The following is a 15,837-nucleotide window of genomic DNA, read 5'->3' on the forward strand; positions in this document are numbered from 1 at the left end:
CGCGACATCGTGATCAGCGTCGACGGACACCGGATCACCGCCCAGACCCCTGCCACCGGCGAAGCCGCCGAGATCCTCACCAAACTCAGGTCGGCCATGGGGCACTAACTTGGCACGATCCAGGTCTGGGGTTGTATCGCGGCGCCGATTGCCGCGCATGACAGCGGTCGAAGCCGCGCTTGAAGCCCAACGGCCGGGTTGCGCTTGCTTGGCACGCAGGACAGACGCAAGGTCCTCGTTCAGCTCACTCACAGCTTTCCACCGATGGTGCGAGCTGGCTAGCTTTTGTTGGCGGCCGAAGGTACATTCGAGCCATGTCCTCCTTCAGATTCGTCGACCTCTTCGCCGGTATTGGCGGTTTCCATGCTGCGCTGGGAGCCGTGAACGGCGGCACTCTCGCCATGGCATCCGAGATCGACACCTCCGCCGCTGCCATCTACGCACAGAACTGGCACGAGGCGCCAGAGGGCGACATCATCCCGCTCACCGAGAGCAGCATGGCTGTCCCGGCGCACGAAGTCCTGACCGCTGGCTTCCCATGCCAGCCGTTCTCGAAGTCAGGCTTCCAGCGGGGCATCAATGAGGCACGAGGGACCCTCTTCTTCAACATCCTGCGGATCTTGCAGGAGCGGAAACCCCCCGTCGTGATGCTCGAGAACGTCCGCAACCTTGCGGGCCCGCGCCACCGCGACACGTGGGCCACCATCGTCCGCTTGATGCAGGACGCGGGCTACAAGGTCTCCACCGCGCCGACCGTCTTCTCGCCGCACCTCCTCCCGCCGCACCTTGGCGGCCGTCCCCAGATTCGCGAGCGTGTCTTCATCATGGCGACGTACGTCGGCGACCCAGTTCGGGCTCGCGCGCTATCGTCGCACGCTCCTCTCGTGCCCCGAGGTCCGATCGAAGGCTGGAACCCGGACGACTGGGACATCTTCAGGACGCCCATCGGCCCGCAGCAGCGCCCACTGGTCCAGCCCGACCGGGAGGTCGCGCGGCTAGACGACTACCGTCTGACGGAGATCGACTCCTTGGTGATCGACATCTGGGCGGACTTCGTGATGCGCCTCAGGAAGAAGGGAGTCCCTAAGCTCCCTGGATTCCCCATCTGGGCCGACCACTTCACCCACATGGACGCACTCGAGATCGGTGACGACGTGCCGGCGTGGAAGGCGGACTTTCTTCGGAAGAACGCTGCGTTCTACACAGAGCATCGAGACGTCATCGATCCCTGGCTCCGGACGCACTCGAACCTTCAGGATCTGCCCGCGTCGCGCCGCAAGCTCGAATGGCAGGCTCAAGCAACGGAGTCGCTGCACGAGACCGTGATGCACCTACGCCCTTCTGGCCTCCGGGTGAAGCGCCCGACGTATTTGCCCGCGCTCGTCGCCATCACGCAGACGTCAATACTCGGCGCACGCGGCCGCCGGCTCTCCCCGCGCGAGGCGGCTCGGTTGCAGGGTCTCCCCGATTGGTTCGGCTTCGACGGTCAGCGCGATGCCCTGACGTACAAGCAACTCGGCAACGGCGTCAATGTAGGCGCGGCGAACTTCATGCTTCGGACTCACGTCGAGCAGGATGCCGAGCTGATCGCGGAGACCGCGCCGGACGTCGCCGACGCGATCCTCTCGGCTCCACGCAACCCTGATGAGGCTCTTGCTGAGCCCGATCGGATGCCGAAGGCGGCCTAGCCGTCGCCTATCCCACGGTTCGCCCGCGAGTCAACGGACGCGTTCGGAGTAGATCAGGAAGTTGTCGATGTCGCGCTTCAGGATCATCACCTTGGGTGCCCGCGTCGCGCCTCCTGGCTGCTGACCTTGATTGAACTGGCCCAGCGCCAGGTGGAAGTTCGCTTCGTTGATCTCGAGGATCGACATCTGCACGTACGAAACTGCCGCCTTGAACCTTGAGGCATAGGACAACGCGTTGTATGGATTGCGCCCCTGGTATCCAACGGATCGTCGCCACTCGTTCCAGGCAATAGTCGGAGCGTGCTCCTGCGACTTCCCGTGCCACGTCTCGTGTTCGTAGAGGACATACCAGAACCTGCCGAACGTTTGCACGCACTCGAGGATGGTCTCAGCGTCATTGCCGGGGGATTCGCTCTTGCTGAGGTTCGAGGCCTTGAGGTCGCCGTAGTAGTCGGCCTCGCCGGGCTGACCGAAGATTAGGTCAAAGTCGAAGTCTCCCCTCTTCTTCGCCTTCTGGAACGACACCCTGTCCTGGAGGTTGTGCTGCCGAACGAAGCGGTCGAAGCGAAACTCCAGATAGAAACCGGGCCATTCGCCCTGGAAGCGGTCCGGCCACTGGACCTCGTGCATCTCCTTGATCGCGTCCAGCGCCATCACGGGCTCACTTGACAGGAGTCCCGAGTTGAAGCGTTCGAACAGTTCGATTCGGGGGTGGAGCCGACGAGCCACCCCAAGGAGATAGTCCGAAAACTCGGCGGCCCTGACGCTCGTGAGTCGATTGCCATTGCGGTCCTGCCGTGAGAAGACCCCGAGCGTCTGCGCCTGGAACAGGTCGTTCGTCGCGACGTGAGCCGCAGAGTTGTTGGCCTTCCTCTGCATGTAGCTCGACGGATCGAAATCGACGAAGATCGTCACGCCGCTGTAGTGATAGATGCCGACGAACCTCGGTGTCAACCCGTCGGATAGCGCCTGGCGATGCACGTCCAACCACTTCTTGGGTATCTGGATCCGCTTCTTGAAGGCGGGCCAGGGGATGCCGAGATGTGTCACCTGCTTTTTCAAGATCAGTTGGTCATTGAACCGAACGACCTGCTCACCGGAGTAGGTCTCCTCTTGCGCTCCAGGCAAGGCCTGGAGAAGTAGGTCCATCTTCCTTCTGTTCGACAAACGGACGTCGAAGTCGCTCAACAGCTGGCCGGCAGGCCCGATCTGATCAACCAGAACCGAGCCCATCGAAATGTCCCATCGTCGAAGCCAGATTGCACTCCGAATTAACTTACGCCACGGCGTGAACAGCCGGCTGACCTCGGCAGGTCCTGGTCTCGATGCGGCGCGCTGCGCACGCTTGCTCGGCCACCGAATGGACGTCACAGGACGTCACATCCCGCCGCGATATCAGACCGCGTGCGACCATGGAAGGTGACCCACCGCATCCGCCCCCGGGGAGCACCAGGAGCCGCATGATCTCGATCGAGCACGTCAGCCGCCGCTTCGGCGACGGCCCCAACGCCGTCGTCGCGCTCGACGACGTGTCGATCGAGGTCGCCAAGGGGCAGATCTTCGGCGTCGTCGGGCAGTCGGGCGCCGGCAAGTCCACGCTGCTGCGCACCGTCAACGCACTCGAGCGGCCCGACAGCGGCCGCGTCGTCGTCGACGGCGTCGACGTGACGAGCCTGAGCGGCAAGGCGCTGCTCAAGGAGCGCCACAAGATCGGCATGGTCTTCCAGCACTTCAACCTGGTCGGCAACCGCACCGTGGCGCAGAACGTCGAGTTCGCGCTCGAGGCGGTCGGCACGCCCAAGAGCGACCGCCGCCCGAAGGCGCTCGAGATGCTCGACCTCGTCGGCCTCGCCCACCGCGCCGACGACCGTCCCGGGCAGCTCTCCGGCGGCCAGCGCCAGCGCGTCGGCATCGCGCGCGCCCTCGCCTCCGGCCCCGACGTGCTGCTGAGCGACGAGGCCACCAGCGCCCTCGACCCCGAGACCACCCGCTCGATCCTCGAGCTCATCCAGCGGCTCAGCCGCGAGCTCGGCCTCACCGTGCTGCTCATCACCCACGAGATGGAGGTCGTCAAGCGCATCTGCGACGCGGCCGCCCTCATGGAGCACGGCCGCGTCATCGAGCAGGGCCCGCTCGACGAGCTCATCCGCACGCCCGGCTCGGCCGTTGCCGCCGAGCTCTTCCCCGTCGGCGAGGCCCACTACATCTCCGGTCACCGCATCATCGACATCACCTACACCGGCCTCAGCGCCGACCGGCCGATCATCGCGCAGCTCGCGCGCGACTTCGGCCTCGACGTCTCCATCCTCGGCGCCGCGCTCGAGACCATCGGCGGCCACCAGGCCGGCCGCACCCGCCTCGCCGTGCCCGGCGACGCATCCGTCGCCCTCAAGGTGATCGACACGCTCACCGCGCAGGGCGTCACCGCCTGGGAGGTGCTCGCATGATCGACGTCAACGCGCCCGACTTCTGGCCCAACCTCATGCAGGTGATGCTCGAGGGCACCTGGGAGACGATCTACATGACGGCCATCGCCATGGCCATCACCTTCGTCGTCGGCCTGCCGCTGGGCATCATCCTGGTCGGCACCGAGCAGGGGCGCTTCCTCGAGCGGCCCTTCGGCTCGCGCGCGCTCGGCCGCGCCATCAACGCCGTGCTCGGCTTCGTCGTCAACCTCGGCCGCTCGGTGCCGTTCATCGTGCTGATGATCGCGCTCATCCCCGTCACCCGCTGGCTGCTCGGATCGTTCATCGGCACCGGCCCCGCCATCGTGCCGCTCACGCTCGTCGCCATTCCGTTCTTCGTGCGCGTGGTCGAGATCGCCGTGCGCGAGGTCGACCCTGGCCTGTTCGAGGCGGCCGACTCGCTCGGCGCCTCCCGCTGGCTGCTCGTCAAGCGCGTGCTGCTGCCGCAGGCGTGGCCGGCGATCCTGCTCGGCACCGCCACCACCATCACCTCGATCATCAACTTCTCGGCGATGGTCGGCGTGGTCGGCGGCGGCGGCCTCGGCAACGTCGCCCTCACCTACGGCATGCAGCGCTACAGCGTGCTGCACATCGTCTTCGTCGTCGTCATCCTGTTCGTGCTCGTGCAGGTCATCCAGTGGCTGCTCACCCTCGCAGCCAAGCGCTTCGGCGCCGTGCCCAACCGGCGCGGCGGCAAGAAGGCGATGGCGGATGCGCAGGCGCACCTCGACGCGGACGTCGCGCTCGAGGCGCCCCAGACCCCCGACCGCGGCCGGGACGGTGCGCGCTGAGGCGCCGCACCGCATCCGCCCCGCACTGACCCATATCCAGAAGGAAGCACCACCATGCGCAACCCCCTGAAGCGCGGCGCCCTGCGCCGCCCCGCCCTCGTCACCCTCGTCGCCGGCGCCGCCGTCGTCTCGCTCGCCGCCTGCTCGTCGGCCGCGCCCGCCGCGGCGCCCGAGGACGGCACGCTCGGCACCATCCGCGTCGGCGCCCTGCCCGTGCCGGCCGGCGACATGCTCACCTGGGTCGACGAGAACCTCGCCGCCGACGCCGGCCTCGACATCGAGTGGGTCGAGTTCACCGACTACAACACGCCCAACCCGGCGCTCACCGACGGCTCGACCGAGGCGAACCTCTTCCAGAACACCACGTTCATGGAGACCTACAACTCGCAGGCGGGCGGCGAGCTGGTCTCGGTCGGCGACGTCTACCTGCCGGCGGCCGCCTTCTACTCGGAGTCGATCGGCTCGCTCGATGAGCTGCCCGAGGGCGCCTCCATCGCCGTGCCCAACGACCCGACCAATGAGGCGCGCGCGCTCGAGATCCTGGCGGCCGAGGGCCTGATCGAGATCGCCGAGGGCACCACCAACCTCGACGGCATCACCTCGAACCCCCAGAACTTCCAGTTCACCGAGGTCGAGAACGCCACGCTGCCGCTGGCGATCCCCGACAACGACGCCGTCTTCGTCACCGCCTCGTTCGCGCTGCCGGCCGGCCTCACGGGTGAGCAGGCCATCCTGGTCGAGGGCGACGACTCCGCGTACTTCAACGCGCTCGTCACCACGCCCGAGCTGCAGGACGACCCGCGCGTGACCGCGCTCTACGAGCTGCTCACCTCCGACGAGCTGCAGGACTACATGCTCGAGACCTGGGGCGGCCTGATCGTCCCCGTCGCGGAGTAAACCGCCCGGATCGGGTGCCCTCCGCGCCGCCCGCTCCTGTCAGTTGAGGGTTTGCGTCCGAGTTGCGAGCAGCTGGGACGCAAACCCTCAACTCGTCTCGTCTCGCGCTGGGGCGCAACTACGTTTGCGGCCGCGCGTCGTGCAGCATGCCGGCGACCACGAGCGCCGCGGAGCCGACGAGCACCAGCAGCCACAGGCCGAGCGCGTACGAGTTCGTGTCGGCCTGGTAGGTGGCGCCCATGACCAGCGGCGGGAAGTAGCCGCCCAGGCCGCCGGCCGCGGCGACGACGCCGGTGACGGCGCCGACCTTGTCCGGCGGGGTCGACGGGCCGATCCAGGCGAACACGGCACCCATCCCGAGTCCCATCGCCGCCGCCATCAGGATGAACACCGCCCCTGTGAGCACGCCCTCCGGCGGCTGCTGGCCTACGACGTAGGCCGTCACGAGGATGCCGGCGAGCGAGACGAGCGCGACGACCTTCGGCCCGACCTTGTCTGCCAGCACGCCGCCGAGCGGGCGCGCGACCACGGCCGCGGCGGCGAACAGCGCCGTGCGCGTGCCGGCGCCGATCGGGTCGACCTCGTTGGGGTAGATCGTGATCAGGTACTTCGGCAGGTAGGTCGAGAACGCGACAAAGCCGCCGAACACGATCGCGTAGAGGAAGGACATCTTCCACGTGATGAGCAGCTTCAGCGCGCCGACGACCTTCGGGATGAGCTTCTGGTGGCTCGAGGCCCACGCGGGCGACTCACGCATGCCGAACCACACCAGCAGCGCGAACAGCACCATGACGGCGACGATCAGCAGGTGCGTCGGCCAGTAGCCGATCCACGCCACGAGCCGCGGCGTGAGGAACGCCGACACGGCGGTGCCGATCATGCCCATGCCGAACACGCCGGTCGCGAAGCCGCGCCGCTGCGGGGTGAACCAGGCGCTCGAGAACGGGATGCCGACGGCGAAGATGGTGCCGGGGATGCCGAGGAGGAACGCCGCCACCAGCAGCAGCGGATAGCTGCCGGTGCTGCCCGCGACGGCGACCAGCAGCACCGCCGGCACGCCCAGCAGCAGGAGTGCGCTGAACATGATGCGACCGCCGAACCGGTCGGTCATCGCCCCGACGACGACGCGGCCGAGCGCGCCGACGAGCACCGGCATGGCGAGCAGGATCGACATCTGGTTCTGATCGAGCCCCATCGACTCGGCGTAGATGTTCTGCAGCGGGGCGATCGACATCCACGCCCAGAAGCCGACGGTCGAGGCGAGCGTCGCGATGATGACCTGGGTCATCCCGCCGCGCAGGTCCGGTGCTGCAGACTCGGTCTGCTCTGCGGGGGCGCTCGTCGTCATCGACGGCTCCGTTCTTCGGAACGAGATGGGCGTCAGGCTCACGCTAGCGGGACGGGTGCCGGCTGTCACCCCTCTCGCGAGAGGATGGGGTGTGCTCGATCGCTCGTCTCCGCGCGACTCATCCGCCGTGATGGGCGGCCCGCGCCAGCTCGCCGCCTCGGTACCGATCCGCACGGCCGTCAGCGGCACGCAGATCGCCATCCCGATCCTGGTCGTCGAGAGCACCGGCGACCTCGCGCTCGGCGCCGCGCTGGTCGCGCTCGCGCTCGTGCCCGGCATCATCGTCGCGCCGCTGGTCGGCGCGCTGCTCGACGGCACCCGGCGGCCGCGCGCGCTGCTCATGGCCGCGGCTGCCGGCACGGCGGTCGCCTACGCCATCACCGCGGCGCTCGGTCCTGTGCCGGTGTGGGCGGTGGCGATCGCGCTCGTCCTCAGCGGCCTGCTGACGCCGTTCGGGTTCGGCGGCCTGTCGAGCTTCGTGGCACCACCGGGAACGGATGCGCGGCGCGCGTACGCGCTGGACGCGCTCAGCTACAACGTCAGCGGGGTCGCGGGGCCGGCCCTGGTTGCCGTGCTGGCGCCGACGCTCGGGACGCCGGCGGCGCTCATCGCGATGGCCGTGATCGCGCTGGCCTCGGTCGCGGCGTTCGCGCTGCTGCCGGTGCAGCCGCGCGCCGCCGAGCGCGCCGGCCTGCTGCGATCGATGGCGGCGGGCATCGTGGCGCTCACCACCCGCCGCAGCCTCGCCGTGGTCACCACCTCCGGCACGCTGGCCGAGCTCGGCCGCGGCATCATGCCGATCGCCGCGATCGGCATCGCGCTCGCCGCCACCGGCGACGCGGCGCTGAGCGCGCTGATCGTCTCGGGCTACGCCGTCGGCGCGCTCATCGGCGCCGCCCTCGAGCCGCTGCGCAGGCAGCTGCTCACGCCGCAGGCGACGATGGGCGTCGGCTACGCCCTCGTCGGGCTCGCGACCCTCGCCGCGGCGTTCGATGTGCACCTGTGGTGGACGATCGCGCTCGTCGGCCTCTCGGGGCTGTTCTCGGCGGCGCCGACCGCCGCGATGCTGCTGCTGCGGCGCACGGAGAGCCCGGATCACGTGGTCGCGCAGGTCTTCACGGTCGGTGCCGCGCTGCGCACGGCGGCTGCCGCCGCAGGCACGGCGATCGCGGGCGCGCTGGCCGGCGTCGAGCCGCTGCTGCTGCTGCTGGCGGGCTCGGGCGCCGTCTGGCTGGTCTCCGCCGCGGTGCTCCTCGCGTACCCGCGCCGGCGCTGATCGAGAGCATCGCGACTCCGCTGATCTGCGGGCGGCGCCCGGGGCCGCTCTCCACAGCGGCGCCGGCCCGTCCTGGCCGCGATGCCAGCACGGTCGTACCCTGTTCACATGGCACCGAAGCTGGCTGATTACATCGAGGCGGGGTATGCACTCACGCCGGGCGAGCGCTTGGAGGCTGCACGGATGCTGCGTCTGAGCGTCGACCAAGACGTCGACAGCGACTCGACTGAGGCAGCTGCGGCGTGGCTTGGTGAGATCGGAGGCCGCGTCGACGACATCGCTGCTGGACGGGTCGCGCTCGTCGACGCGGAGGAGACCTATCGGATGATCTCCTCCGAACTCCAATCGCGCGAGTGACGTTGGCTCAGCGCGAGCATCCCGCTGCGCGAGCCGAACTCCTTGCCGGAGTCACCTGGTACGACGACGTTGCGACAGGCCAGGAACTGCTCGACGCGACGCGAGAAGCGCGACGAACGATCGCGGCGATGCCGAATGCGTGGCCACCGGTGCAAGGCTGGAATCGACAGCCCACCGTCAGGCGCAAGGGCGTCGCCGGGTTCCCCTATGCGATCGTCTACTACGTCACGGAGAGTGAGATCGTGATCGTCGCCTACGCCCACGAGAAGCGGCGACCGGGCTACTGGAAGGCACGCATAGCTGCCTGAACCAGAGCTGGCCGACGCCGGTACCGCGCACCCGGCAGTTCGCGGCCATCATCAACCCGCCGCACTCGGGGATCCTCGCCGTGGGCGCTGCCGAGCCGCGCGCGGTCGTCGGCGCGGACGGAGCCCTGACGAGCGCGACCATGATGACCGTCACACTCTCGGCCGACCACCGGGTGCTCGACGGGGCGCTCGCCGCCCAGTGGCTCGCGGCCTTCGTCGCTCGCGTCGAGAACCCGGTGTCGATGCTCGTCTGAGCGGAGCGCGCTCGAGGCGCGTCAACGTCACGCGATGAGCAGCTCGACCCCCGCGATCGCGCTGTCGTCAGGGCAGCAGGTCGCGCAGGATCCCGCCCCGCGTCAGCGTCGCCCGCGCCCACGACCGCATGATGTCGTAGGCGAGCGCCCGCGGCTGCGCTCGCGACAGGAAGACGTCGTGGATCGCGCCCTCGACGCGCGCGAGCGTCACCAGCGAGCCGATCCTCGTCGCCGCCCGTGCGATGTCGTCGACCGTGAGCACCGAATCCGTGCTGGTCAGCGCATCCGACCACCGGAACGGCGGCGTCGACCTCGCCGATAGCAGCACCAGCGTCGGGCAGCCCACGTCGACGCCCGCGGCGATCTGCTGGTGGCCGGCGAAGATCGCGTTCAGCCACCCCGGATGCACCGGGAAGGCCAGCGCCGGCCGCCAGTGCTCGACGCCCTCGAGCGTCGGCAGCGAGCCGATCTCGCCCTGCGCCCTGGCATAGAAACCCAGATCGATGGCGGGTGGCGCGGCGAGTGGCGCGACCCGTGCTTGCGCGCGCAGCAGCGGCGCCAGCACCTGTCGCGCGAGCGCGCCGGTCTGCAGCTCGAGCCATGGGCTGTTGAGGATGAGGGCGGATGCGCGGCCCGGGTTGCGCGCGGCCCACAGCGTGAGCACGAGGCCGCCGGTCGAGTGGCCGAGCAGCACCAGCCGGCGCGGCCCGGGCGCCACGCTCTCCCCCATCGCGGCCAGCGCGGCGGCGATGTCGGCGTCGTAGCTGTCGAGCGAGTCAACGTAGCCGGGTGCCTGTCCCTCGCGCATGGAGCGGCCGTACTTGCGCAGGTCGAGCGCGAAGAAGCGGGCGCCGAGCTCGTTCCAGGCACGGGCGAGCTCGGTCTGGAAGAAGTAGTCGGACCAGCCGTGCACGTACAGCACGTCGACGTCCTTGAGCGGTGCGAGCATCCGCTGCCGCCAGGCCGGCAGGCTGCGCACCAGCGTGGCGACCAGCTCGCCTTCGGCATCCTCACCGAGCGGCAGCGTGCGCTGCTCGAACGGCGCGCCGAGCACGTCGGGGATCCACGCCTCGGCCATGGGCTCATCCTAGGAGCCGGATGGGCGGACACGACTGCCCCGACCGCGATGCCCATCGTGTGGTTGCGGAGGATGCCGGGCAGCATCACGAAGTCGGCCGGCCAGCCGTCATCGGTCAGGCCGCCCAGGATCACGTCGGCCGAGATCATCTCGCCCGCCGCACGCCGCCCGCCCACTGATCCGGACGTCCGCCGCCCGCCCACTGATCCGCACGTCCGCCGCGCGCCGCCTGGCGCCTGGCCGCCCCACCTCGAGGACCCGCCCGAGGGATGACGGGTTGCTGCAGGAGTGTCGGCTCACGCGTGCACGAACCCGTCATTCGCCGGTGGTCGCGGCGGGTGGCCGCGGCTGGCACGGGCGGGGCGGGCGTCAGGCGCGACGGCGGGCGATCGCCAGCCCGTCCCAGCCCTTCGCACCGACGGTCTGCAGCGCGGTCGACTCGAGCCGCGCATCCGCCCCCATCGCCTCGAGCACCGCGCGGGAGCCCTGCGTCATCGACGACTCGGTGTGCGCGTGCACGACGTCGCCGCCGCGCACGACGTTGTCGACCACGATGAGCGCGCCGGGCGCGGTGAGCCGCATGGCGAAGTCGAGGTAGGCGAGGTTCGATTCCTTGTCGGCGTCGATGAAGACGAGGTCGAACGGATGCGCGGCCTCGTCGACGAGGCGCTGCAGGCTGTCGACGGCCCGGCCGACGCGGATATCGACGCGCTCGCCGACACCTGCGTCGTCGAGGCTCGCGCGTGCGATCGCCGCGTGATCGGGCTCGAGCTCGAGCGTGACGACCTGCCCGCCCTCGCCCACGCCGCGGGCGAGGTGCAGCGTGGAGTAGCCGCCGAGCGTGCCGATCTCGAGTGCGCGGCGGGCGCCGGCGACGCGGGCGAGCAGCTCGAGCAGCTTCGCCTGCAGCGACGACACCTCGATGTCGGGCAGGCCCTCGGCGCGCTGGCGGGCGCGCGTGCCGGCTGCGGCGCCGTCCTCGACGCGCAGGGTGGCGGCGAGGTAGGCCTCCACCTCGCCGGCGCTGACCTCATCGGGATCGGGCATGCGACCTCCTTGCTCGGTGGGGGCCAGTCTGGGGCACGGCGTCGGCGGGCGCCAGGGGTGCAAGTGCCGCGGCTAGGGGCCGTCAATCTCGGGGTGGCGCCGCGCGATGCAGCGGCGCAGCGCATGCACGCCCACGACGACCGCGACCAGGAAGCCTGCTGCGACGGCCGCCACGAGCAGCAGTTCGGCGACCCCCACGTCACCCATGATCGCGCGCCCGCTTCCAGACGCCGTCGACCCGCGTCAGCTCGACCGCATCGCCCTGCTCGGTCGGGCACGCGAGCGTGATGGAGTCGAGACCGGCGCCCGCGATGAGGCGGGCGATCGCATGGTTCGAGTGAGCATGCTCGGCGGCGGGACCGCGAGGGCTCGCGACGGCGCCGTTGAGCTCGGCGAGGATCTCGTCGAGCTCGGCCTCCGTGTAGACGACGTTCTGGGCCAGGTGGAGTTCTATGGTTTGAGCATAGCCTGATGGGGTACACGCTTGGGGTACACGACTGGGGTACTCCTCGGGCCGAGGTCACGGCCGTCGCCTACCCGCTCACCGCTCCCTCGCCGTGCGGGGCGCCGACCGGCTTCGACTCGGGCGAGCCGCGCTGGCGCAGGTAGATCGAGAGCGCGATCATGCTGCCGACGGCGAGGAACTCCGACTGCCAGTTCTGCAGCGTGCGGTTCCAGAACTCGGCAGAGGCGATGTACTCGAGCCACGTCAGCGTCTCCTGCCCGTGCTGCAGCTGATCGTGGTTGTAGACGGTCACGCCGGCGAGCGACTGCGCGAGCCACGACAGCAGGAAGATGACGCCCATCACGAGCAGCAGCGAGTTCGAGAGCAGCACGTTGCGCCACCCGCGCACCTTCGCCCACGCGGGCGAGGCGGCCCTGGCGTGCTCGAAGACCAGCTGCTCCTCGTCGGTGCCGATGCCCTCCTCGCCGGGCTTCTTCGACTCGGGCGAGCCCTGCTGCACGAGCCAGATGGTCGCGCCGATGAAGAGGAAGAACTGCAGGTACTCCGACTGCCAGTTCTCGGCGACGTCGAGGATGAAGTGCGATGAGGTGACGAAGTCGAGGTAGCCGACCGCTTGCGCGCCGTGCGCCGCCTGCTCGTCGTTGAACAGCTGCAGCCCGGCGATCGACTGGCCGGCGAGCGCCAGCAGGAAGATGCTGCCGAACGCGATCGTGAGCGCGTGCTTGCGCATGCCGCTCACCGCCCCGCCAGCGGCAGAGCGATCATCAGCGCGAGGCCGATCGCGATCACCGCGAGGCAGACGACGAACACCGCCCGAGTGCCCGGCGTGCCGGGACTGCTGCTGTCTTTGCTCATGCGCCGAGCATGGCCCCGGTCGGCTGGAAATGGCCTCAGCATCGTGAGCGGACGAGCCCTCGCGCACGACGCGGCCGGCGGGCCGGCGGCGCCCGGCGCGGCCGGCGGGCCAGCGGCGCACGACGCGGCCGGCGGGCCGGCGGTGCCCGGCGCGACCGGCCGCCCCGCTCCCCCGCGCGGCGGAGGCGACCCGACGCATCCGCCCGTCTCCTGACGGAGGCGCCGGCCGCCGCCGCGCGCATAGGCTCGAGCGCATGCCCGTGCGCCCCGCCCCCGACGCGCGATCGCTGCGCGCCGACGCGCTGCTCGCGGGGGTGCTCGCGCTGGTCGGCTGCGTCATGGTGGCGCTGAGCGCCATGACGGGGCTGCAGCTCACCGAGGTGCCCATCTGGCAATCGCTGCTGGCGGCCGTGCTGCTGGCCGCGCCGCTGGTGCTGCGGCGCGTGCATCCGGTGGCGGTGTCAGCAGCGCAGATCGTCGTCTACATCGCCGCCGGCGAGCTGGGTGCGCTCGAGCTCTACGCCTCGCAGGTCGCGCTGTTCATGGGCTTCTACTCGATCGGCGCGTGGGATGCGAACCGCAAGCGCGCGCACTGGACGCGCGTGAGCATCGTCATCGCGATGGCAGCGTGGCTCGCGTGGTCCGCGATCCACGGCTTCTTCGACCCCGAGACCGGCGAGCGCGGCGTCTCGGCGTTCTTCGCCTTCCTGCTCATCCAGATCGTCATCAACATCGCCTACTTCGGCGGCGCCTGGCTCTTCGGCAACCGAGCCTGGGCGAGTGCCATCGAGCAGGAGCAGCTGGCCGCCGCCCACGCCGAGATCCAGGCGCAGCAGACGCAGCTGGCCGAGCAGGCCGTCTCGCTCGAGCGGGTGCGCATCGCGCGCGAGCTGCACGACGTGGTCGCCCACCACGTCTCGGCGATGGGCGTGCAGGCCGGCGCCGCCCGGCGCGCGCTCGCGGCTGATGCCGACCAGGCGGCGGATGCGCTGCGGCACGTCGAGCAGTCCGCGCGCGACGCGATCGGGGAGCTGCGGGCACTCGTGGTGACGCTGCGATCCGACGACGGCGTCACCGCCTCCGCGCCGGATCTGGGCGCACTGCCGGCGCTCGTGGCGGCCGCAGCGGACGCCGGGCAGCACGTGACGCTGCGCGAGATCGGCACGCCCCGCCCGGTGACGCCGATGGTCGGGCTGACCGCCTACCGCGTCGTGCAGGAGGCGCTCACCAACGCCCGCAAGTACGCCGGGCCGGTGGCGGAGGTGGATGTGCGGGTGCGCTACCTGCCGGGCGAGCTCGAGGTGGAGGTCACCGACGACGGCCACGGCAGCGGCTCGGGCGAGCACGGCGCCGGCGCCGGCCTGCTCGGCATGCGCGAGCGCGTCTCGGCGCTCGGCGGTGCGCTCGAGGTGGGCCCGCGCTCGCGCGGCGGCTGGCTCGTGCGAGCCCGGGTGCCCGCGCCCGATGTCGCGGGTGCGGATGCGACGGGCGCCGCGTCGACGCACCAGGCTCCGGCTAGCGTGGACCCGTGACGCGGATCCTGCTGGTCGACGATCAGGCCCTCATCCGGGCCGGCTTCCAGACCATCCTCATGAGCGAGCCCGGCTTCGAGGTGGTGGGGCAGGCGAAGGACGGCGCCGAGGGCGTGCGGCTCGCCGCCGAGCTGCAGCCCGACGTGATCTGCATGGATGTGCAGATGCCCGTGATGGACGGGCTCGAGGCGACCCGCGAGATCGTCGCCGGGCCCTCGCACGCCGCCGTGCTGATGCTCACGACCTTCGACCGCGAGGACTTCCTGTTCGAGGCGCTCTCGGCAGGCGCCTCGGGCTTCCTGCTGAAGACCGCCGAGCCCGAGCACCTCATCGACGCCGTGCACGCGCTCGCCCGCGGCGACGCGCTGCTCTCCCCCGAGGTCACGCGCCGGGTGATCGAGCGCTTCGCGGCCCCGACCGCACCCGCGGCACCCACCGCATCCGCCCCCGACCTCACCCAGCTCACCGACCGCGAGCGCGAGACCCTGCTGCTGCTCGCCCGCGGCCGCTCGAACGGCGAGATCGCGGCGCAGCTGTTCGTCGGCGAGGCGACGGTGAAGACGCACGTGTCGAACGTGCTGATGAAGCTCGGCATCCGCGACCGCATCCACGCCGTCATCTGGGCGTACGAGCACGGGCTGATCGCTCCGGGCGACTGAGCTGCGGAGCCCGGCGGCTCAGCTCGCGGTCGTGGCCCCGGCCCCGGCTCCGGCGTCGGCCTCGTAGGCGAGCAGGTCGCCCGGCTGGCACTCGAGCACCTGGCAGATCGCCTCGAGGGTGGTGAAGCGCACCGCCTTGGCGCGGCCGCTCTTGAGCACGTGCAGGTTGGCCGGCGTGATGCCGATCTGCTCGGCCAGCTCGGCCACGCTCAGCTTGCGCTTGGCGAGCTCGACGTCGAGGTTGAGCACGATCGGCATCAGACCACCTCGGCCATCTCGGTCTCGAGCGCGGTGGCCTTGGCCAGCAGTCCGCGCATGACCACCAGCAGCAGCCCGATGCCCGCGGCGCCGAAGAAGCCCATGATGAGGAAGAGGCCGACCACCGGCGGCATCGCGTTCGCGATCGTCAGCACGGCGAAGGCGATCGCGAACAGCGCGGCCGCCGCGAGCGCGCTGCCGGTCATGACGTCGACGACGCGGAAGGCCCGGCGATCGAAGATGCGCTGCCGCGCCACCATCGACAGCAGCCGCCACATGCACACCAGCGCCACCTGCGCGCAGAGGATGACCGCCCAGCAGCCGATGATGCCCGGCCAGCGCAGCCCCTCGGCCGCGGGCAGCTCGCGCACGGTCTCGGCGGCGAGCAGCGGGATGACCACGATCTGCCCCAGCAGCGACAGCAGCAGGGCGACCACGATCACCGCCTTGGCTCCGATGATGGCGGCACGCTCCATGACCGACTCCTATCGTTCTTCGACACTTGACTATCGACAAACGATACACCATCGAAAGCCGACCGACTTCGGGTTGACATGA

At 70.2% G+C, this 15,837-nt stretch carries 21 protein-coding genes; 13 read left to right on the forward strand and 8 right to left on the reverse strand.

The window, feature by feature from the left end:
* Window positions 1–314: 314 nt before the first annotated feature.
* Window positions 315–1,688 carry a DNA (cytosine-5-)-methyltransferase gene (gene dcm, locus J1M46_RS10045; RefSeq protein WP_206447671.1) on the forward strand — a complete coding sequence of 458 codons (1,374 nt, stop codon included), beginning with the start codon at window positions 315–317 and terminating at the stop codon, window positions 1,686–1,688.
* A 30-nt stretch (window positions 1,689–1,718) separates the two neighbouring features.
* Here dcm and J1M46_RS10050 read toward each other — a convergent pair whose 3' ends face one another.
* Window positions 1,719–2,921, reverse strand: coding sequence for a hypothetical protein (locus tag J1M46_RS10050; protein WP_206447672.1), 1,203 nt, complete (start codon window positions 2,919–2,921; stop codon window positions 1,719–1,721).
* Between the two features lie 227 nt (window positions 2,922–3,148).
* On the opposite strand from J1M46_RS10050, the gene J1M46_RS10055 reads away from it, so the two are divergent.
* Genes J1M46_RS10055 through J1M46_RS10065 form a run of 3 tightly spaced genes read left to right on the forward strand, consistent with a single transcriptional unit; the run spans window position 3,149 to window position 5,841 of the window.
* Complete coding sequence (locus tag J1M46_RS10055; RefSeq protein WP_206447673.1) at window positions 3,149–4,135, forward strand: methionine ABC transporter ATP-binding protein; 987 nt, start codon at window positions 3,149–3,151, stop codon at window positions 4,133–4,135.
* The gene (locus tag J1M46_RS10060) at window positions 4,132–4,944 is read left to right on the forward strand and encodes a methionine ABC transporter permease (RefSeq protein ID WP_206447674.1); all 813 of its coding nucleotides are present in this window, start codon (window positions 4,132–4,134) and stop codon (window positions 4,942–4,944) included. The genes J1M46_RS10055 and J1M46_RS10060 overlap by 4 nt, the downstream gene beginning before the upstream one ends.
* A gap of 54 nt (window positions 4,945–4,998) precedes the next feature.
* Entirely contained in the window at window positions 4,999–5,841 is an 843-nt protein-coding gene (locus J1M46_RS10065; RefSeq protein ID WP_206447675.1) for a MetQ/NlpA family ABC transporter substrate-binding protein, read from the forward strand.
* 118 nt (window positions 5,842–5,959) lie between these two features.
* Here J1M46_RS10065 and J1M46_RS10070 read toward each other — a convergent pair whose 3' ends face one another.
* Complete coding sequence (locus J1M46_RS10070; protein WP_206447676.1) at window positions 5,960–7,189, reverse strand: MFS transporter; 1,230 nt, start codon at window positions 7,187–7,189, stop codon at window positions 5,960–5,962.
* A gap of 91 nt (window positions 7,190–7,280) precedes the next feature.
* Here J1M46_RS10070 and J1M46_RS10075 point away from each other — a divergent pair, with 91 nt between their 5' ends.
* From J1M46_RS10075 to J1M46_RS10090, 4 genes are all read left to right on the forward strand, one after another.
* Entirely contained in the window at window positions 7,281–8,465 is a 1,185-nt protein-coding gene (locus tag J1M46_RS10075) for a hypothetical protein (RefSeq protein WP_206447677.1), read from the forward strand.
* Between the two features lie 108 nt (window positions 8,466–8,573).
* Window positions 8,574–8,822 (forward strand): addiction module protein, encoded by a 249-nt coding sequence (locus tag J1M46_RS10080; RefSeq protein ID WP_206447678.1) that lies wholly within the window; start codon window positions 8,574–8,576, stop codon window positions 8,820–8,822.
* Window positions 8,819–9,130, forward strand: a complete 312-nt coding sequence (locus J1M46_RS10085; RefSeq protein WP_206447679.1) for a hypothetical protein — start codon at window positions 8,819–8,821, stop codon at window positions 9,128–9,130. The genes J1M46_RS10080 and J1M46_RS10085 overlap by 4 nt, the downstream gene beginning before the upstream one ends.
* On the forward strand, window positions 9,127–9,384 hold the full coding sequence (locus J1M46_RS10090) for a 2-oxo acid dehydrogenase subunit E2 (protein ID WP_241249584.1): 258 nt from the start codon (window positions 9,127–9,129) through the stop codon (window positions 9,382–9,384). The genes J1M46_RS10085 and J1M46_RS10090 overlap by 4 nt, the downstream gene beginning before the upstream one ends.
* A gap of 67 nt (window positions 9,385–9,451) precedes the next feature.
* Here J1M46_RS10090 and J1M46_RS10095 read toward each other — a convergent pair whose 3' ends face one another.
* Complete coding sequence (locus tag J1M46_RS10095; RefSeq protein ID WP_206447680.1) at window positions 9,452–10,462, reverse strand: alpha/beta hydrolase; 1,011 nt, start codon at window positions 10,460–10,462, stop codon at window positions 9,452–9,454.
* 20 nt (window positions 10,463–10,482) lie between these two features.
* Here J1M46_RS10095 and J1M46_RS10100 point away from each other — a divergent pair, with 20 nt between their 5' ends.
* Window positions 10,483–10,641, forward strand: a complete 159-nt coding sequence (locus J1M46_RS10100; protein WP_206447681.1) for a hypothetical protein — start codon at window positions 10,483–10,485, stop codon at window positions 10,639–10,641.
* Window positions 10,642–10,831: 190 nt separating this feature from the next.
* Here the strand turns inward: J1M46_RS10100 and J1M46_RS10105 are convergent, their stop codons facing one another.
* Together J1M46_RS10105 and J1M46_RS15640 are read right to left on the reverse strand one after the other, a co-directional pair.
* Window positions 10,832–11,509, reverse strand: a complete 678-nt coding sequence (locus J1M46_RS10105) for an O-methyltransferase (protein ID WP_206447682.1) — start codon at window positions 11,507–11,509, stop codon at window positions 10,832–10,834.
* A 72-nt stretch (window positions 11,510–11,581) separates the two neighbouring features.
* Window positions 11,582–11,716: a hypothetical protein gene (locus J1M46_RS15640; RefSeq protein WP_274606921.1), complete on the reverse strand. Its 135-nt coding sequence runs from the start codon at window positions 11,714–11,716 to the stop codon at window positions 11,582–11,584.
* On the opposite strand from J1M46_RS15640, the gene J1M46_RS10110 reads away from it, so the two are divergent.
* Window positions 11,715–11,981: a hypothetical protein gene (locus J1M46_RS10110; RefSeq protein ID WP_206447683.1), complete on the forward strand. Its 267-nt coding sequence runs from the start codon at window positions 11,715–11,717 to the stop codon at window positions 11,979–11,981. The genes J1M46_RS15640 and J1M46_RS10110 overlap by 2 nt on opposite strands.
* A 61-nt stretch (window positions 11,982–12,042) precedes the next feature.
* Here J1M46_RS10110 and J1M46_RS10115 read toward each other — a convergent pair whose 3' ends face one another.
* Window positions 12,043–12,705 (reverse strand): DUF6766 family protein, encoded by a 663-nt coding sequence (locus J1M46_RS10115; RefSeq protein ID WP_206447684.1) that lies wholly within the window; start codon window positions 12,703–12,705, stop codon window positions 12,043–12,045.
* Window positions 12,706–12,873: 168 nt separating this feature from the next.
* Here J1M46_RS10115 and J1M46_RS10120 point away from each other — a divergent pair, with 168 nt between their 5' ends.
* The 3 genes from J1M46_RS10120 to J1M46_RS10130 are packed head-to-tail and all read left to right on the forward strand — an operon-like array spanning window position 12,874 to window position 15,021.
* Window positions 12,874–13,044 (forward strand): hypothetical protein, encoded by a 171-nt coding sequence (locus J1M46_RS10120; protein WP_206447685.1) that lies wholly within the window; start codon window positions 12,874–12,876, stop codon window positions 13,042–13,044.
* A gap of 40 nt (window positions 13,045–13,084) precedes the next feature.
* Window positions 13,085–14,362, forward strand: a complete 1,278-nt coding sequence (locus tag J1M46_RS10125; RefSeq protein WP_206447686.1) for a sensor histidine kinase — start codon at window positions 13,085–13,087, stop codon at window positions 14,360–14,362.
* Window positions 14,359–15,021 (forward strand): response regulator, encoded by a 663-nt coding sequence (locus J1M46_RS10130; protein ID WP_206447687.1) that lies wholly within the window; start codon window positions 14,359–14,361, stop codon window positions 15,019–15,021. Before J1M46_RS10125 ends, J1M46_RS10130 begins: the two co-directional genes overlap by 4 nt.
* A gap of 18 nt (window positions 15,022–15,039) precedes the next feature.
* Here the strand turns inward: J1M46_RS10130 and J1M46_RS10135 are convergent, their stop codons facing one another.
* Together J1M46_RS10135 and J1M46_RS10140 are read right to left on the reverse strand one after the other, a co-directional pair.
* Window positions 15,040–15,279: a helix-turn-helix domain-containing protein gene (locus tag J1M46_RS10135; protein ID WP_206447688.1), complete on the reverse strand. Its 240-nt coding sequence runs from the start codon at window positions 15,277–15,279 to the stop codon at window positions 15,040–15,042.
* A complete protein-coding gene (locus J1M46_RS10140; protein WP_206447689.1) occupies window positions 15,279–15,755 on the reverse strand; it encodes a DUF2975 domain-containing protein in 477 nt (158 codons plus the stop codon). The genes J1M46_RS10135 and J1M46_RS10140 overlap by 1 nt, the downstream gene beginning before the upstream one ends.
* Window positions 15,756–15,837 lie beyond the last annotated feature (82 nt).

The organism is Agrococcus sp. KRD186 (assembly GCF_017168255.1).
Classification (GTDB): domain Bacteria; phylum Actinomycetota; class Actinomycetes; order Actinomycetales; family Microbacteriaceae; genus Agrococcus.

What these genes read in the sequence shown, in the direction of transcription:
- J1M46_RS10115 (WP_206447684.1), bottom strand. Translation starts at nt 12,705, where the DNA reads ATGCGCAAGCACGCGCTCACGATCGCGTTCGGCAGCATCTTCCTGCTG.
- J1M46_RS10065 (WP_206447675.1), top strand. Translation starts at nt 4,999, where the DNA reads ATGCGCAACCCCCTGAAGCGCGGCGCCCTGCGCCGCCCCGCCCTCGTC.
- J1M46_RS10050 (WP_206447672.1), bottom strand. Translation starts at nt 2,921, where the DNA reads ATGGGCTCGGTTCTGGTTGATCAGATCGGGCCTGCCGGCCAGCTGTTG.
- J1M46_RS10080 (WP_206447678.1), top strand. Translation starts at nt 8,574, where the DNA reads ATGGCACCGAAGCTGGCTGATTACATCGAGGCGGGGTATGCACTCACG.
- J1M46_RS10105 (WP_206447682.1), bottom strand. Translation starts at nt 11,509, where the DNA reads ATGCCCGATCCCGATGAGGTCAGCGCCGGCGAGGTGGAGGCCTACCTC.
- J1M46_RS10060 (WP_206447674.1), top strand. Translation starts at nt 4,132, where the DNA reads ATGATCGACGTCAACGCGCCCGACTTCTGGCCCAACCTCATGCAGGTG.
- J1M46_RS10110 (WP_206447683.1), top strand. Translation starts at nt 11,715, where the DNA reads ATGATCGCGCGCCCGCTTCCAGACGCCGTCGACCCGCGTCAGCTCGAC.
- J1M46_RS10070 (WP_206447676.1), bottom strand. Translation starts at nt 7,189, where the DNA reads ATGACGACGAGCGCCCCCGCAGAGCAGACCGAGTCTGCAGCACCGGAC.
- J1M46_RS10140 (WP_206447689.1), bottom strand. Translation starts at nt 15,755, where the DNA reads ATGGAGCGTGCCGCCATCATCGGAGCCAAGGCGGTGATCGTGGTCGCC.
- J1M46_RS10135 (WP_206447688.1), bottom strand. Translation starts at nt 15,279, where the DNA reads ATGCCGATCGTGCTCAACCTCGACGTCGAGCTCGCCAAGCGCAAGCTG.
- J1M46_RS10055 (WP_206447673.1), top strand. Translation starts at nt 3,149, where the DNA reads ATGATCTCGATCGAGCACGTCAGCCGCCGCTTCGGCGACGGCCCCAAC.
- J1M46_RS10125 (WP_206447686.1), top strand. Translation starts at nt 13,085, where the DNA reads ATGCCCGTGCGCCCCGCCCCCGACGCGCGATCGCTGCGCGCCGACGCG.
- J1M46_RS15640 (WP_274606921.1), bottom strand. Translation starts at nt 11,716, where the DNA reads ATGGGTGACGTGGGGGTCGCCGAACTGCTGCTCGTGGCGGCCGTCGCA.
- J1M46_RS10095 (WP_206447680.1), bottom strand. Translation starts at nt 10,462, where the DNA reads ATGGCCGAGGCGTGGATCCCCGACGTGCTCGGCGCGCCGTTCGAGCAG.
- dcm (WP_206447671.1), top strand. Translation starts at nt 315, where the DNA reads ATGTCCTCCTTCAGATTCGTCGACCTCTTCGCCGGTATTGGCGGTTTC.
- J1M46_RS10100 (WP_206447681.1), top strand. Translation starts at nt 10,483, where the DNA reads ATGGGCGGACACGACTGCCCCGACCGCGATGCCCATCGTGTGGTTGCG.